The organism is Stenotrophomonas sp. TWI1151 (assembly GCF_039673135.1).
Taxonomy (GTDB): Bacteria; Pseudomonadota; Gammaproteobacteria; order Xanthomonadales; family Xanthomonadaceae; genus Stenotrophomonas.
In genome coordinates, this window is the sequence record NZ_JBDJLA010000010.1 from 122,011 (window position 1) to 136,164 (window position 14,154).

Annotated in this window: 15 protein-coding genes; 7 read left to right on the forward strand and 8 right to left on the reverse strand. The window is 68.0% G+C overall.

Annotation, left to right across the window (positions count from 1 at the left end; genetic code table 11):
• Position 1 precedes the first annotated feature (1 nt).
• On the reverse strand, positions 2-577 hold the full coding sequence (locus ABE422_RS13230) for a nitroreductase (protein WP_346483133.1): 576 nt from the start codon (positions 575-577) through the stop codon (positions 2-4).
• Positions 578-908: 331 nt separating this feature from the next.
• On the opposite strand from ABE422_RS13230, the gene ABE422_RS13235 reads away from it, so the two are divergent.
• Positions 909-3,227: a DUF1631 domain-containing protein gene (locus ABE422_RS13235; RefSeq protein ID WP_346483134.1), complete on the forward strand. Its 2,319-nt coding sequence runs from the start codon at positions 909-911 to the stop codon at positions 3,225-3,227.
• A gap of 71 nt (positions 3,228-3,298) precedes the next feature.
• Positions 3,299-4,381 (forward strand): NAD(P) transhydrogenase subunit alpha, encoded by a 1,083-nt coding sequence (locus ABE422_RS13240; RefSeq protein ID WP_346483135.1) that lies wholly within the window; start codon positions 3,299-3,301, stop codon positions 4,379-4,381.
• A gap of 51 nt (positions 4,382-4,432) precedes the next feature.
• Here the strand turns inward: ABE422_RS13240 and ABE422_RS13245 are convergent, their stop codons facing one another.
• Genes ABE422_RS13245 through ABE422_RS13255 form a run of 3 tightly spaced genes read right to left on the reverse strand, consistent with a single transcriptional unit; the run spans position 4,433 to position 5,765 of the window.
• Positions 4,433-4,858, reverse strand: coding sequence for a DUF3106 domain-containing protein (locus ABE422_RS13245; protein ID WP_313217299.1), 426 nt, complete (start codon positions 4,856-4,858; stop codon positions 4,433-4,435).
• Complete coding sequence (locus tag ABE422_RS13250) at positions 4,858-5,169, reverse strand: hypothetical protein (RefSeq protein ID WP_313219141.1); 312 nt, start codon at positions 5,167-5,169, stop codon at positions 4,858-4,860. Before ABE422_RS13250 ends, ABE422_RS13245 begins: the two co-directional genes overlap by 1 nt.
• Before the next feature lie 20 nt (positions 5,170-5,189).
• Entirely contained in the window at positions 5,190-5,765 is a 576-nt protein-coding gene (locus ABE422_RS13255; RefSeq protein ID WP_313212200.1) for an RNA polymerase sigma factor, read from the reverse strand.
• A 130-nt stretch (positions 5,766-5,895) separates the two neighbouring features.
• Between ABE422_RS13255 and ABE422_RS13260 the strand changes: the two genes are divergently transcribed.
• Both ABE422_RS13260 and ABE422_RS13265 read left to right on the forward strand, forming a co-directional pair.
• Positions 5,896-6,204 carry an NAD(P) transhydrogenase subunit alpha gene (locus ABE422_RS13260; protein WP_121044596.1) on the forward strand — a complete coding sequence of 103 codons (309 nt, stop codon included), beginning with the start codon at positions 5,896-5,898 and terminating at the stop codon, positions 6,202-6,204.
• The gene (locus ABE422_RS13265; RefSeq protein WP_314404313.1) at positions 6,201-7,655 is read left to right on the forward strand and encodes an NAD(P)(+) transhydrogenase (Re/Si-specific) subunit beta; all 1,455 of its coding nucleotides are present in this window, start codon (positions 6,201-6,203) and stop codon (positions 7,653-7,655) included. Before ABE422_RS13260 ends, ABE422_RS13265 begins: the two co-directional genes overlap by 4 nt.
• 288 nt (positions 7,656-7,943) lie before the next feature.
• On the opposite strand, the gene ABE422_RS13270 is transcribed toward ABE422_RS13265, so the two are convergent.
• The gene (locus ABE422_RS13270; protein ID WP_121044590.1) at positions 7,944-8,363 is read right to left on the reverse strand and encodes a hypothetical protein; all 420 of its coding nucleotides are present in this window, start codon (positions 8,361-8,363) and stop codon (positions 7,944-7,946) included.
• Positions 8,364-8,481: 118 nt separating this feature from the next.
• Here ABE422_RS13270 and sufT point away from each other — a divergent pair, with 118 nt between their 5' ends.
• The 3 genes from sufT to ABE422_RS13285 all read left to right on the forward strand — a co-directional run bounded on the left by sufT (position 8,482) and on the right by ABE422_RS13285 (position 12,445).
• Complete coding sequence (sufT, locus tag ABE422_RS13275) at positions 8,482-9,033, forward strand: putative Fe-S cluster assembly protein SufT (RefSeq protein WP_313212203.1); 552 nt, start codon at positions 8,482-8,484, stop codon at positions 9,031-9,033.
• A 57-nt stretch (positions 9,034-9,090) separates the two neighbouring features.
• Complete coding sequence (locus tag ABE422_RS13280; protein WP_313212204.1) at positions 9,091-10,188, forward strand: branched-chain amino acid aminotransferase; 1,098 nt, start codon at positions 9,091-9,093, stop codon at positions 10,186-10,188.
• Between the two features lie 511 nt (positions 10,189-10,699).
• Positions 10,700-12,445, forward strand: coding sequence for a S8 family peptidase (locus ABE422_RS13285; RefSeq protein ID WP_346466717.1), 1,746 nt, complete (start codon positions 10,700-10,702; stop codon positions 12,443-12,445).
• 66 nt (positions 12,446-12,511) lie between these two features.
• On the opposite strand, the gene ABE422_RS13290 is transcribed toward ABE422_RS13285, so the two are convergent.
• The 3 genes from ABE422_RS13290 to wrbA all read right to left on the reverse strand — a co-directional run bounded on the left by ABE422_RS13290 (position 12,512) and on the right by wrbA (position 14,035).
• Positions 12,512-12,997 (reverse strand): asparaginase domain-containing protein, encoded by a 486-nt coding sequence (locus tag ABE422_RS13290; RefSeq protein WP_121044584.1) that lies wholly within the window; start codon positions 12,995-12,997, stop codon positions 12,512-12,514.
• A gap of 103 nt (positions 12,998-13,100) precedes the next feature.
• On the reverse strand, positions 13,101-13,448 hold the full coding sequence (locus tag ABE422_RS13295) for a DUF2069 domain-containing protein (protein WP_313212207.1): 348 nt from the start codon (positions 13,446-13,448) through the stop codon (positions 13,101-13,103).
• On the reverse strand, positions 13,445-14,035 hold the full coding sequence (gene wrbA / locus ABE422_RS13300; protein ID WP_313212208.1) for an NAD(P)H:quinone oxidoreductase: 591 nt from the start codon (positions 14,033-14,035) through the stop codon (positions 13,445-13,447). The genes ABE422_RS13295 and wrbA overlap by 4 nt, the downstream gene beginning before the upstream one ends.
• Positions 14,036-14,154: the final 119 nt, after the last annotated feature.

The following is a 14,154-nucleotide window of genomic DNA, read 5'->3' on the forward strand; positions in this document are numbered from 1 at the left end:
CTCAGCCCTCCCAGTCCTGCAGCAGCGCGGCCGGATCCGGGCGCTCGCGTTCGGGAACCGCGGTCTTCGGCGTGCCGATATGGATGAAGCCGGCGATCTGCTCGCCCTCGGCCAGGCCCAGGTGGGCGTGCACGGACGGGTCGAAGGCCATCCAGGCGGTCAGCCACTGCGCGCCGAAGCCGAGCGCCTGCGCGGCCTGCAGCAGGGCGAAGCAGACGCAGCCGGCGGTCATCAGCTGTTCGGCCTCGGGCACCCTGGGGTTCGGGCGCGGGCTGGCGATGACGGTGATGATCAGCGGGGCATGGGAGAAACGCTGGCGGTCCTTGTCCAGCTGGGCCGGCGACACCTGGGGGTCGCGCTGGACGGCGCGCTCGGCCAGGAACGCACCCAGACTGTGACGCGCATCGCCGGTGATCCGCAGGAAGCGGTAGGGCACCAGCTTGCCGTGGTCGGGCACGCGTACGGCCGAGCTCAGCATCCGCATCAGGGTCGCCGGGTCGGGGCCGGGCTCGCCGAGTTGCTTGGCGGGGACCGAACGGCGGGCGTCCAGGGCATGCAGCGCGGGGGGGACGGACATGGGCTCTCGATCTGGCTTCACGGTGCCCCGATTATAGTCGCGACCGTTTGTGACACGGCCTTGGGCGATCTCGGTGCAATTTGCGACAAAACGTGATGAACATCACCTAATCAGCGGACTTCCTTCACGTGGCTGTACTCGCTTCCGGGGCCTGCTGCGCTTACGATACAAAGCCTGCCGGGCCACCGGTAACGAGGTTTAAAGTGTCGACTGTTTCACTGTCTCTGACCGGTCGGCCGGCCTACCATCCGAACGTGGGCGCATGGGGTGCGCCGGCGATCGTTGTTTCCATGTTGTACTCAGTGCCTGCGAGGGTGGGGAGCCTTTTCGCATGATTGCCACGCCCAATGTAGGGGGGCACCCGGGCCGTGACCCGGCGTTGTTGACGATGGCCCGTGAGGCCGTGCTGCCGGGGCTGGTCGAGTCGTTCTCGACGGTGCTGGCGCGGTTCGACGACGTGCTGTTCGACCGTGCCGGTACCGCCGGCGCGTCGCAGTTGCTGTTCCTGGATGGTATGCGCGAGCTGCGCCGCCGCCGGGACGACATCGTGGCCGGCTTCCGCGCCCACCTGGCCCAGGCCTGGGAGGCGCTGGAGCGGGGCGAGCCGCTGTCGGCCGAAGCCACCCTGGCCGGCCAGATCGAGGATGGCCTGAGCCTGGTGCCCGAACACGTGCTGGAGTCCCGGCTGGCGGTGCGCAATTTCGCCACCGTGCTGCTGCGTGACTTCAAGCCGGTACTGTCGCGTCTGGACCGCCGCCTGGGCATGATCGCCGGGGGGCTGGAACTGCAGGCCGATACCAATCCGATCAGCCCCGAGCACCTCGGTGTGGCGATCCACGAGGCCTTCGCCGATTGTGAACTGGCCCCGGAAGTGCGGCTGGTGCTCATCAAGTTGTGCGAGCGCGATCTGCAGCAGCCGATCGGCAAGCGTTACGAGTATCTGGATGAACAACTGGCCGCAGCGGGCGTGATGCCGCAGATGGCCGCGCGCCGGCCTGCCCCGCGCGCGCCATCGCCACCGCGCGAGGACCGCGATGCGTTCGAGGGTTTTGAGCCCGAGAGCAGCATGGGATCGGCGGGCGAAGAGGGCCAGGCACCGGCCTGGGCCCGCCGCTTCGCCGACCGCTGGGCCGAGAGCCGTGGCCGCCTCCAGGGCGGCGGGCATGCCGCGCACGAGGCACATGGCGAGGGCGGTGACAGCCCTGGGGGCAACCAGGGCATGCTGCTCGATGCCCTGCATGAACTGCTGCAGCAGACCCGCCATGTGCGCGAGGACGCCACCTCGGCGGCCAGCGTCGCGGTCGGCCAGCAGCGGCCGCTGAGCCAGCGCGAAATGATGTCGGTGCTGTCACTGCTGCAGGCCACGCCCAGCGCGACCCTGCGCGCGGCGATCGGTGAAGACGGTGAGTCGCTGGCGCAGCGCCTGAAGAGCGAAGTGCTGTCCGGCGCGACCCGGCTCGGGGTCGATCCCGCGCAGGCGCGGCTGGACCCGCAGGACGAGGATGCGATCGATCTGGTCGGCATGCTGTTCGACGTGATGCTCGATGAGCGCGACCTGGAGGGCCGCTCGCGCGAGCTGATCGGCCGGCTGGTGGTGCCCTTCGTCAAGGTCGCCATGCTCGACCGCCGCATGTTCGTGCAGAAGACCCACCCGGCGCGCAAGCTGCTCAATTCGCTGGCCGAGGCCTGCGAAGGCAACACCGGCGAGAGCCAGGCCGAGCGCGTGCTGATGGGCAAGGTCGAGGAGATCATCGAGCGCCTGGTGGCCGAGTTCAACGAGAACCTGGCCATCTTCCTGACCCTGGAAGAAGAATTCCGCGAGTTCCTGACCCAGCACCGGCGCCGGATCGAGATCGCCGAGCGCCGTGCCGCCGAGACCCAGCGCGGCCAGGAAAAGCTCGAAATGGCGCGCCAGCGGGCCAGCACCGAACTGGACCGGCGGATTGGCGACACCACCTTGCCGCAGGCGATCGGTGCATTCCTGCGCCAGCCGTGGCAGCACCACCTGACCCTGACCGTGCTGCGCGAAGGCGAAGACGGCGCCTCGGTCGGCGAGGCACTGAGCCTGGCCGATGGGATCCTGGATGAAGTGGCCGAGGCGCGCCGGCATATCGTCGGCAAGCCGTGGCTGCAGGCCTGGCACCCCGCGCTGCGCAAGGTATTCGCCAGCGTGGGTGTGCATGCCGACGCGGCGACCAGTGCCATCGATGCGCTGCACGACACCCTGCAGGGCATCGCCGAATCGCGCCCCGAGCTGGAACGCGCGCTGCCCGAGCTGCCGCAGGTGGCGTTGCCTTCGCCGCCGGCGCAGGAATCGGCGGCGGTGGAGCTGGGCAGCAAGGTGGATGTCAGCGATTTCGACAATGCCGATGCCGACCGCTTCCGCGGCCTGGAGATCGGCAGCTGGCTGGATTTCGTCGACAAGGACGGCAAGGTGCAGGCGGGCAAGCTGTCCTGGGTCAGTCCGATTTCCCAGCGGCTGCTGTTCGTCAACCGGCGCGGGGTGCGCTTCTGCGTGGCCTCGCCGGAAGAGCTGGCGGTGATGGTGCGCCTGGGGCGTCTGCGCGCGCATATCGACGACGGCGCTTTCGACAGTGCCATGCAGGGCGTGATCGATCGCCTGGATACCAAGAACGCCACAGTGCATTGACCCCGGGGGCCACCCTGGCCTGACGATCAGGTTACGATCAGCCCACAATCCGCTGATCGTCGGGGACAGGCATGGCTGTCGAGGTGTTGGTGGTAAAGGAACATGCGCCGGGAGAACGGCGCGTGGCGATGACGCCGGAAACGGCGCGCAAATTGATCGCGCTGGGGGCGAGCGTCGCATTCGAGCCCGGTGCCGGGGTGGCGGCGGGCTTCCCCGATGCGGTGTATCAGGACGTGGGCGCGCAGCCCGCCGATGACACCCGCCTGGCCCAGGCCGACCTGCTGCTGTGCGTGCAGCCTCCATCCAATGACCGTCTGGCCCGGCTGAAAGCCGGTTCCAGCCTGATCGGCATGCTGCATCCGCAGGCCGACGCCGAGCGTGCCGGTCTTATCCAGTCGCGCGGCCTGCAGGCGTTTCCGCTGGAGCGCTTGCCGCGCACCACGCGGGCGCAATCGATGGACGTGCTCAGTTCGCAGGCCGGCATGGCCGGTTACAAAGCCACGTTGATCGCCGCCCAGCGTGCGCCGCGCTTCTTCCCGATGCTCACCACCGCCGCCGGCACGATCCGTCCGTCCAAGGTGCTGGTGGTCGGTGCGGGTGTGGCCGGCCTGCAGGCGATTGCTACCGCCCGCCGTCTCGGCGCGCAGGTGGAAGGCTTCGATGTGCGCCCGGAAACCCGCGAGCAGATCGAATCGCTGGGCGGCAAATTCCTGGATCTGGGCGTGAGCGCGGTCGGCGAAGGCGGCTATGCGCGCCCGCTGACCGATGAGGAACGTGCCGAACAGCAGCGTCGCCTTGGCGAGCATCTGCGCACGGTGGACGTGGTGATCTGCACTGCCGCCGTTCCCGGGCGGCCTGCGCCGAAGATCGTCAGCACCGCGATGGCGCGTGGCATGAAACCTGGCAGCGTGATCGTCGATCTCGCCGCGGAAACCGGCGGCAACTGCGAAGCCACCCAGCCGGGCGAAGTAGTGGATCTGGACGGCGTGGTCATCGATGGCCCGCTCAACCTGGCCAGCCAGGGCGCGGTGCATGCCAGCGAGATGTATGCCCGCAACGTCTACAACTTCGTTGCGCTGTTCCTGAAAGACGGCGCGGTCAGCTTCGACTGGGACGACGAACTGCTCGCGAAAACCCGCTGGGTCGCCGCCTGAAACAACAGGGACGGAGGTAGTTAATCATCCCCTCCGTCCCTGTTAAGGCGCTCAGCGCTTCGGCGGCGGCGGCGGTGCGGGGTTGGCCTTGAGCCACGCCTTGCGTTCATCCGGGGTCATCCGCGCCCAGCGGTCGCGCAGCGCCTGCCGTTGCTCAGGGCTCATGCTACGCATCTGACCAAACAGTGCGCGCGCCTGTTCGCGTTGCTCCGGCGTCATGTTCTCGAAACGGTGGCGGCCCCGCTGCGCCTGCGCGCGTTGTTCCGGGGTCATGGTCAGCCAGCGCTGGCCGTGCTGCAGCATGCGCTCGCGTTGCGGCGCCGGCGCGTCGTTCCAGCGGTCACGCACGGGCGCGATCAACGCCTCACGCTGCTGCGGGCTGAGTGTGTCCCAGTCCGGCAGCGGGGCGGTCTGGGCCCAGCCGGCCGCACTCAGCGTCAGCAATACCAGCCCCAGGGACAGTCGCAGTTTCATCATCACTCCATTGCCAGGTCAGTACTGCCCAGCCACACATACAGATCGGGATTTTCGTCGAGAACGTCGCTGCCGTCATCGGCTGCACTCGCCACGACCGGTGCCGGCGGGGCGGTCGATTCGCCGAGGAGGAAACTGTAGCCCAACGCGAGCGCGACCACCGCCGAACAGGCGGTGGCCATCCACCAGGACGGCACATGCCGCTTGGCGGGCGAGGCGCCATGACGCGCGCTGCGCAACCGCGCCAGCGTGGCCGGCGAGAGCGTATCCAGCGCCTGCGCGTGCAGCTGCCGCAGGGCGGCATCGTCATGCATCGAAGGGGGCAGGGGGCGGTTCACAGGGCGATCTCCAAAGACTGCTGCAGCGCCTGGCGGGCGCGCGAAAGATGGGTTTTGACCGCGCCTTCGCTGCAGCCCATGGCCTTGGCCGTGGTGGCGCCGTCCAGGTCCTGCAGCACGCGCAGGGTGAAAGCCTCGCGCTGGCGCGCAGGCAACTCCCGCAGCGCCTGCACCAGTTGTGCGTACTGATCGCGCTGCTCATGGGCCTGGGCCGGGCCGGGCGCCTGGTCGGCCCAGTCGATGTCATGGTCGCCGCCGGCCTCGTCGCTGCTGCGCCAGAACTTCAGGCGGAAGCCACGGCGGCGCTGCAGATCCACGACGCGGCGGCGCAGGATGCTCCAGAACAGCGGGGCCCACTCGGCGGCAGGTTTGTCGCGGTAGCCGAGCATCTTCAACATGCTGTCCTGCACCGCATCCAGCGCGTCGTCGCGCTGGCGCAGGCCGGCCTCGGCGAAGCGGAACGCGCGCGGGCCGATGCCGGCCAGGAAGGCATCCAGCGACACCGGCAGCGCCACCTCGGCAGGCGCGGGCAGGTCGGCATCCGTCGACGGTAGGGGAGAGCTCACCAGCACAGGGTAGCGGTCCGGCAGGGGGATACCGTGAGAACGCCCCAGGGCGGCCGCGGTTGACCGGCCCGCCCGATTGGTTCAGCGCATGGTTATGATGCAGGGGACGGGATGACCGCCTGGGAGAGTGACTGCAATGAGCGACGGGTTCGTGGCGTTGTATATCTTCATGCTGGCCGCCATTGCCGGCCACGTGATCATTTCGCGGGTGCCGGTGATCCTGCATACCCCTTTGATGTCCGGCTCCAACTTCATCCACGGCATCGTGCTGATCGGCGCGATGGTGGTGCTGGGGCACGCGCAGACCCCACTGGAAAAGATCATCGGCTTCATCGCGGTGGTGCTCGGCGCGGGCAACGCGGCCGGCGGCTACGTGGTGACCGAACGCATGCTCGACATGTTCAAGCCCAGCGCCAAGCGCGACGCCGGGGAGAAGACGCCTTGAACGTGACCACCGCGCAACTGCTGCAGTGGCTGGTCCAGGTGAGCTATCTGGTCGCCGCCACCCTGTTCCTGCTCGGCCTGCAGCGCATGGCCTCGCCGATGACCGCGCGCAGCGGTATCCGCTGGGCCGGGCTGGGCATGTTGATCGCCACGGTGGCGACGTTCTTCCTGCCCGAGCTGCACAACATCCCGCTGATCCTGGCGGCGGTGGCGATCGGCACCGGCGTGGCCTGGTGGTCGGCCAAGCGCGTGGCGATCACCGACATGCCGCAGATGGTGGCGCTCTACAACGGCATGGGCGGTGGCTCGGCGGCGGCGATCGGTGCGGTCGAACTGCTGCGCTTCTCGTTCCTGGCCAACCGCGATACCACCCATTGGAGCGAGCAGGCGCTGGCCGACCTCGCCGCGCGCCAGCCGTCGGCCACCGTGCTGGCGCTGGCTGTGATCGGTTCGGCGATCGGCGCGGTCTCGCTGTCCGGCTCGATCATCGCCTGGGCCAAGCTGGACGGCCGACTCGACCGGCGCGTTACTTTCCCCGGGCAGCAGGCGTTCAACCTGCTGGTTGCCCTGGCGATGGTGGTGCTGGGCGTCTGGGCCGCGGTCACCCTGAGCCCGGTGGCGATCATCAGCTTCTTCGTGGTCGCGCTGGCGCTGGGCGTGCTGATGACGCTGCCGATCGGCGGTGCCGACATGCCGGTGGTGATCTCGCTGTACAACGCGTTCACCGGTCTGGCGGTGGCCTTCGAGGGTTACGTGCTCGGCAACGAGGCCTTGATCATCGCCGGCATGATGGTCGGCGCGGCCGGCATCCTGCTCACACGCCTGATGGCCAAGGCGATGAACCGGCCGATCAGCGGTGTGCTGTTCTCCAACTTCGGCGGCGGCGGTGTCGCGCAGGAAATCAGCGGCGCGCAGAAGCCGATCGAGGCCAGCGACGTGGCCGCGATGCTGGCCTTCGCCGAGCGCGTGGTGATCGTGCCCGGCTACGGCATGGCCGTGGCCCAGGCGCAGCACAAGGTATGGGAACTGGCCCAGCGCCTGATCGATCGCGGCATCAAGGTGAAGTTCGCGATCCACCCGGTGGCCGGGCGCATGCCGGGGCACATGAACGTGCTGCTGGCCGAAGCGGGCGTGCCCTACGACCTGATCGCCGACATGGACGACATCAACCCGGAATTCCCGAACACCGACGTGGTGCTGGTGATCGGCGCCAACGACGTGGTCAATCCGGTGGCGCGCACCGACCCGGCCAGCCCGATCTACGGGATGCCGATCCTGGACGTGGTCAACGCCCGCAACGTGGTGGTGATCAAGCGCGGCAAGGGCACCGGCTTTGCCGGCATCGAAAATGCGCTGTTCTATGCCGACAACGCCCGGATGCTGTACGGCGATGGTGCCGGTGCGGCGAGCGCGCTGGTGAGCGAACTGAAGGCGCTCGACGGCGGGCATTGAGGCGCGGATGCAAGGGTCACGACCAACGGTCGTGACCTACCGGCGACCCCGGATCTACGGCGACTCCGGACCTACCGGCGACCCCGGATCTACGGCGACTCCGGACCTGCGGCGACCACGGATCTACGGCGACTCCGGACCTGCGGCGACACTGGACCTGCGGTAGTGCCGGCCGCTGGCCGGCTCAACGCGATGCCTGAATGCCAGCGCGTTGCCGTTCTGACGTCATGAGGAGCCGGCCAGCGGCCGGCACTACCGATGGCATGCGGCGGCGGGGTGCAGGGGGCGTTACCTCGCCACCCACCAGCCCACGACCAGCGCCACGCCCAGCCACAGCCATTCCACGGCGCCATTGGCCAGGCCGCTCAGGGTCCAGGCCAGATAGGGCCCCATGCGCAACGCTGATTCCCACGGGGTGAGCCCCATCGCGCCGCCGAGGTAGGCCGAGGCGATCCCCCAGTTGGCTGCCAGCGCCACCAGCACGGTGGCCAGCAGGGTCAGCACCACCCGGGCGGTACCGGCGCGCAGGGTCCCCAGACGCAGCATGAAGGCGATCTCCAACGCCGCCAGAACCGCCATCCAGCCGGCCTGGCGGCCGGTGAGCAGGGCGATGAACAACCAGGCCAGCACGGCCGTGACGACACCAAGCAGAAACAGCGGGGGCCAGAGCCAGTGGCGGCTCCGGACAGGCACGGACGTGGGCGACATGCAATCTTCCTGTAAGTCCCCACAGGATACCGGCTTGCGCGGTGACCGGCGCGTGGGCGGCCACTGGGCTAAAATGGTCGCCTTGCGGGAATTGGCCGCGACCCCCATATCGATCCACATGTATTCCCGTAGCAGTGAACCTGTCCACTTCGAACGCGACTGCGAGGCCGTCATGGTCCCGCAGGGCGAAACGGTCACGCTGCCCGCTGGCAGCTATGGCTATATCACCCAGGCCCTGGGTGGCAGCTATACAGTCTTTGTCGAAGGCAATCTGTTCCGCATCGCCGGCAAGGATGGCGATGCCATCGGCAAGGAGGCGCCTCCGGCGCTGGAGCTGCCCGCCGATGCCTCCGACGAGGAGGTCGAAAAACTGGTGTGGCAGCAGCTGCGGACCTGTTTCGATCCGGAAATCCCGTTCAACATCGTCGATCTGGGCCTGGTCTATGAAGTGGACCTCAAGCACCTGGACGACGGCCAGCGCGAGGTCGAGATCAAGATGACCCTGACCGCCCCCGGCTGCGGCATGGGCGAGATCCTCGTCGATGACGTGCGCAGCAAGCTGGAAATGATCCCGACGGTGGCCGAGGCCGACGTCGAGCTGGTGTTCGACCCGCCGTGGGGCCGCCACATGATGTCCGAGGCCGCCCGGCTCGAAACCGGCATGCTGTAACCGCCCATCGCCAGCCGGCGTCACGGCGTTCCCCGTAACCAGAACAGGAAATATCCGGTGTCCCAGTCTTCCGTGAGCTTCAACACCACCCGTTCCGCCCAGCCGCGCAGCAGCGAGGAGCGTGAGCGCATCCTGGCCGCCCCCGGTTTTGGTCTGCACTTCACCGATCACATGGTGGAAGTGCGTTGGGACAAGGACACCGGCTGGCACGATGCCGTGGTGCGCCCGTACGGCCCGCTGCAGCTGGACCCGGCCGCCGCGGTGCTGCATTACGGCCAGGAAATCTTCGAAGGCATCAAGGCCTACCGCCACGCCGACGGCTCGATCTGGACCTTCCGTCCGGAGGCCAACGGCCGCCGCCTGCAGCGTTCGGCCCAGCGCCTGGCGCTGCCGGAACTGCCGGTGGACATCTTCGTTGAATCGCTCAAGCAGATGATTGCGGTGGACGCGTCGTGGGTGCCGTCGGCCGACGAATCCAGCCTGTATTTCCGTCCCTTCATGATCGGCGATGAAGCCTTCCTCGGCGTGCGCGGCGCGCACAAGGCCGGCTACTACGTGATCGCCAGTCCGGCCGGCCCGTACTTCGCCAAGGGCGTGGCCCCGGTGTCGATCTGGCTGTCCACCGACTATGCACGCGCGGGCAAGGGCGGCACCGGCGCGGCCAAGTGCGGTGGCAACTACGCCGCCTCGCTGCTGCCGCAGCAGAAGGCGCAGGCACAGGGCTGCTCGCAGGTGCTGTTCCTGGATCCGGTCGAGGGCAAGTACCTGGAAGAACTGGGTGGCATGAACGTGTTCCTGGTCTACAAGGACGGCACCCTGGTGACCCCGTCGCTGTCGGGCAGCATCCTGGAAGGCATCACCCGCGAAAGCATCCTGCAGCTGGCGCGCGACCGCGGCATGAAGGTCGAAGAGCGCAAGGTCACCCTTGATGAGTGGAAGGACGGCGTGAGCTCCGGCGAGATCGTGGAAGCGTTCGCCTGCGGCACCGCTGCGGTGGTCACCCCGATCGGCCAGCTCAAGGGCGAAGGCTTCTCGGTGGGCGACATCAACGCCCCGGCCGGCGAAGTGACGATGTCGCTGCGCAAGGAGCTGACCGACATCCAGTACGGCCGCCTGCCGGACCGTCATGGCTGGCTGGTCCGCCTGGACGCCTGAGTCCTCCGGGTCTGAGCTGAAGCCTTGAAACCCGCCTGGCGACAGGCGGGTTTTTTGTTGCCGGTTCGGCACCGCGCCGGTGGTGCTCCCCACGACCGGCGGCGCAGCGTTCGCAATCGGTACTGCCGGCCGCCGGCCATCAGCCGGCATGACTGTCCTGCGGTGGCACTGGCGTAAGCCATTGATGCGCAAGTGGTGTCCCGAATTTGTCGACGACGACAGCCATTTCAGACAATCCGTGGCGTAATCGGACCCCTCGAACGGGCGTCCGTTCCTTCACTTTCACAAACCCTCGACCCGGAAAGTCTCAGATCCGACATTTCATGTCACTGAAGTGCAGCTGAAACATTGTTGATCGGCCAGTCAGCCACTAGCGTCGTGATGGGCGGTTTGATTCAGGGGAACCGATCCACTCACCGGGCCGATCCGCGCCATCGATTGCAGCAGCCCCCGGATCGGACCTGGATTCTCAGCCGCGACGACGGCATTCACTGTCTGAAAGGGAAATCCGATGTCTCATGTCTCGCAACACCGTTTGCGTCAGCGTGCATTGGTTGTACTGGGCGCGTCCGTTCTGTCGACCCTGCTGCTGGCTACCCCGGCGTTCGCCGGCGATGTGCAGTTGAGCGGCCTGTCCTCGGCGCCGACCCATCAGCGCTTCATCGTGAAGTACAAGGACGGCAGCACCGGGGTCGCCACCCCGACCGCGCTGGCCAGCTCGCTCAAGGCCGCCGCCGCGGCGGTGCCGGCCGCACAGGGCCGCGCGCTGGGACTGCAGAAGCTGCGTCAGCTGGCGATCGGGCCGACCGTGGTCAAGGCCGACCGGCCGCTGGACCGCGCCGAGGCCGAGCTGCTGATGCGCCGCCTGGCCGCCGACCCGAGCGTGGAATACGTCGAGGTCGACCAGCTGATGCAGGCCACCCTGGTGCCCAACGACACGCGTTTCTCCGAGCAGTGGGGCTTCGGCACCAGTAATGCGTCGATCAACGTTCGCCCGGCCTGGGACAAGGCCACCGGCACCGGCGTGGTGGTCGCGGTGATCGATACCGGCATCACCAACCATCCCGATCTCAATGCGAACATCCTGCCCGGCTATGACTTCATCAGCGACGCGGCGATGGCGCGCGACGGCGGTGGCCGCGACAACAACCCCAACGACGAAGGCGACTGGTACGCCGCCAACGAATGCGGTTCGGGCATTCCGGCCTCCAACTCGAGTTGGCACGGCACCCACGTGGCCGGCACCGTCGCGGCGGTGACCAACAACAGCACCGGCGTGGCAGGCACGGCCTTCAATGCCAAGGTCGTCCCGGTACGCGTGCTCGGCAAGTGCGGTGGCTACACCTCCGACATCGCCGACGCGATCGTCTGGGCGTCCGGCGGCACTGTCAGCGGCGTCCCGGCCAATGCCAACCCCGCCGAAGTGATCAACATGTCCCTCGGCGGCGGTGGCAGCTGCTCCACCACCTACCAGACCGCGATCAATGGCGCCGTCTCGCGCGGCACCACCGTGGTGGTCGCCGCGGGCAACAGCAATACCAACGTCTCGTCCTCCGTGCCGGCCAACTGCGCCAACGTCATCGCTGTCGCCGCCACCACGTCAGCCGGCGCCCGTGCGAGCTTCTCCAACTACGGCACCGGCATCGACATCTCGGCACCGGGGCAGGGCATCCTCTCCACCCTCAACAGCGGCACCACGGTTCCGGGCAGCGCATCGTATGCCTCCTACAACGGCACCTCGATGGCGGCCCCGCACGTGGCCGGCGTGGTCGCGCTGATCCAGTCCGTTGCCCCCACCGCGCTGAGCCCGGCCGCCATCGAAAGCCTGCTCAAGAGCACCGCACGGCCGTTGCCGGGCGCCTGCTCCGGCGGCTGCGGCGCGGGCATCGTCGATGCCGATGCGGCGGTGACGGCGGCCCTGGGCGGGACCAACCCCAACCCGGGTACCGGCAACGTGCTGCAGAACAACGTTCCGGTCACGGGCCTTGGCGCCGCCAGCGGTGCTTCGCTGGCCTACACCGTGACCGTGCCGTCCGGCCGTAGCCAGCTGAAGGTCACCCTCGCCGGCGGCAGTGGCGATGCCGATCTCTACGTCCGCTCTGGCAGCGCGCCGACCGACACCGTCTACACCTGCCGCCCCTATCTCAGCGGCAACAACGAGACCTGCACGATCACCTCACCGGCGGCCGGCACCTGGCACGTGCGGGTGAAGGCCTACTCGACCTTCTCCGGGGTCACCCTCACCGCACAGTACTGATCGCCTTCCCATCGCCCCAACGCAGAACGCCCCGGCATGCCGGGGCGTTCGTTCAATCAACACCGATTACGCAGCTTCGAACCGGTTGGCGGCCACGTTCTTGCGCACCTGTTCCGGATTCCAGATCCGGCCGTTCATCGCAATGTACACACCGCTCGGCAACGACTGCACCGCACCGATCGCACACCCGATGTTGAACTCCGCATCCGAGCCGCGGAAGCGCGCCGGGCTCAGCGCACCGGTCATCACGATCGTCTTGTCGGTGATCGACTTCAACACCTGGCCCGTCTGCACCATCGAATCGGTGCCGTGGGTGACCAGCACATGGCGCGTCGGCTGCGCGGCGATCGTCGCCCGGATCAACTCACGGTCATCGTCGGTGATGTGCAGCGAATCCTTGCGCAGGATCGGGATCACATTGAAACGGAAGGTCACGCCGAGCTCGCGCAGGATCATCCCGATCTGCGGATCACCGATCTGATAGTCCGACTTGTCGTCGAAGTAGATCTTGTCGATCGTGCCACCGGTGGTGATGATCAGTAGTTCTTCCATTGCAAGCATCCTGGGTACCAGACAGAAGGGCACGGAACCGCCGCGCCGACCCGTAGATGATACGGCCGCCGCCGGCCCGATGCAGGGCCGCGCCGCAACGACCTCAGCCGGCCGGCGTCCTGCGCCCGAAGCGGCGCCGCAGCCCCGGCGTGCTGGCCACCCCGATCACGGCCAGGGCCAGCCCCAGCTCGAGCCAGGCCCACAGCGCAACCTCTGGATGGCTCCAGGCGCTCATCACCCCGTGGCTGAACCAGAACAGCGCCAGCACCCCCGCCCAGAACGTCGCCTTGCCACGCCGCACCAGCACGCCCAGCGCCAGCAGCAGCGGCGGCAGCGTGAACACCAGCTGGGTGGCCAGCCAATGCTTGTCCTGCGCGAACCAGACCGCGAACAGCACCGCCAGCGCCACCAGCAGCAGGGCCAGCACGATCTCCTGGGCGCGCGTACTCACGCCAGCCGCCGTGCGATATCGGCGACCCGCCGCCCCAGCGCCCGCGCCAGGATGCTCTCGTCCTCGCTCGGCACCGGGTTGTCGTCCGCCCCGGCCACATGGCTGGCGCCATACGGCGTGCCGCCGGTGGTGGTGTGGCTCAGCGCCGGCTCGGTGAAGGGAATACCCACGATCAGGCAGCCGTGGTGCAGCAACGGCACCTGCATCGACAGCAGCGTCGATTCCTGCCCGCCGTGCAGCGAGGCCGTCGAGGTGAACACGCCCGCCGGCTTGCCGGCCAATGTCCCGTTGACCCATTCCGCGCCCAGGCTGTCCAGGAAGTGCTTCACCGGCGCGGCCATGTTGCCGAAGCGGGTCGGGCTGCCCAGCAGCAGCCCGGTGCATTCGGCCAGGTCGGCCACGCTCACATACGGTGCGCCATCCTCGGGCACCGGCGGCAGCGCGGTCTGCGTCACCGCCGCCACCGGGGGCACCGTGCGCAGCCGCGCGCTCATGCCGGGCACCTCGCCGATGCCGCGCGCAATCTGGCGGGCAAGCCGTGCCACTGAACCGCCACGGCTGTAGTACAGCACCAGGATCTCCGCCATTTCGCTTTCATCTCATTGCGTCCGATGCAGGCAGTATGGCAACGCAGCCCGCTCAGGGCGAGGTCCGTGCCCGGGCTGGGCACCGTGGCGGGCGTGCATGCCCCACACCCGTCATCGGG

Coding starts and splice junctions, on each gene's coding strand:
- ABE422_RS13230 (WP_346483133.1), bottom strand. CDS start 577: ATGTCCGTCCCCCCCGCGCTGCATGCCCTGGACGCCCGCCGTTCGGTC.
- ABE422_RS13235 (WP_346483134.1), top strand. CDS start 909: ATGATTGCCACGCCCAATGTAGGGGGGCACCCGGGCCGTGACCCGGCG.
- ABE422_RS13240 (WP_346483135.1), top strand. CDS start 3,299: ATGGCTGTCGAGGTGTTGGTGGTAAAGGAACATGCGCCGGGAGAACGG.
- ABE422_RS13245 (WP_313217299.1), bottom strand. CDS start 4,858: ATGATGAAACTGCGACTGTCCCTGGGGCTGGTATTGCTGACGCTGAGT.
- ABE422_RS13250 (WP_313219141.1), bottom strand. CDS start 5,169: ATGCATGACGATGCCGCCCTGCGGCAGCTGCACGCGCAGGCGCTGGAT.
- ABE422_RS13260 (WP_121044596.1), top strand. CDS start 5,896: ATGAGCGACGGGTTCGTGGCGTTGTATATCTTCATGCTGGCCGCCATT.
- ABE422_RS13270 (WP_121044590.1), bottom strand. CDS start 8,363: ATGTCGCCCACGTCCGTGCCTGTCCGGAGCCGCCACTGGCTCTGGCCC.
- sufT (WP_313212203.1), top strand. CDS start 8,482: ATGTATTCCCGTAGCAGTGAACCTGTCCACTTCGAACGCGACTGCGAG.
- ABE422_RS13285 (WP_346466717.1), top strand. CDS start 10,700: ATGTCTCATGTCTCGCAACACCGTTTGCGTCAGCGTGCATTGGTTGTA.
- ABE422_RS13290 (WP_121044584.1), bottom strand. CDS start 12,997: ATGGAAGAACTACTGATCATCACCACCGGTGGCACGATCGACAAGATC.
- wrbA (WP_313212208.1), bottom strand. CDS start 14,035: ATGGCGGAGATCCTGGTGCTGTACTACAGCCGTGGCGGTTCAGTGGCA.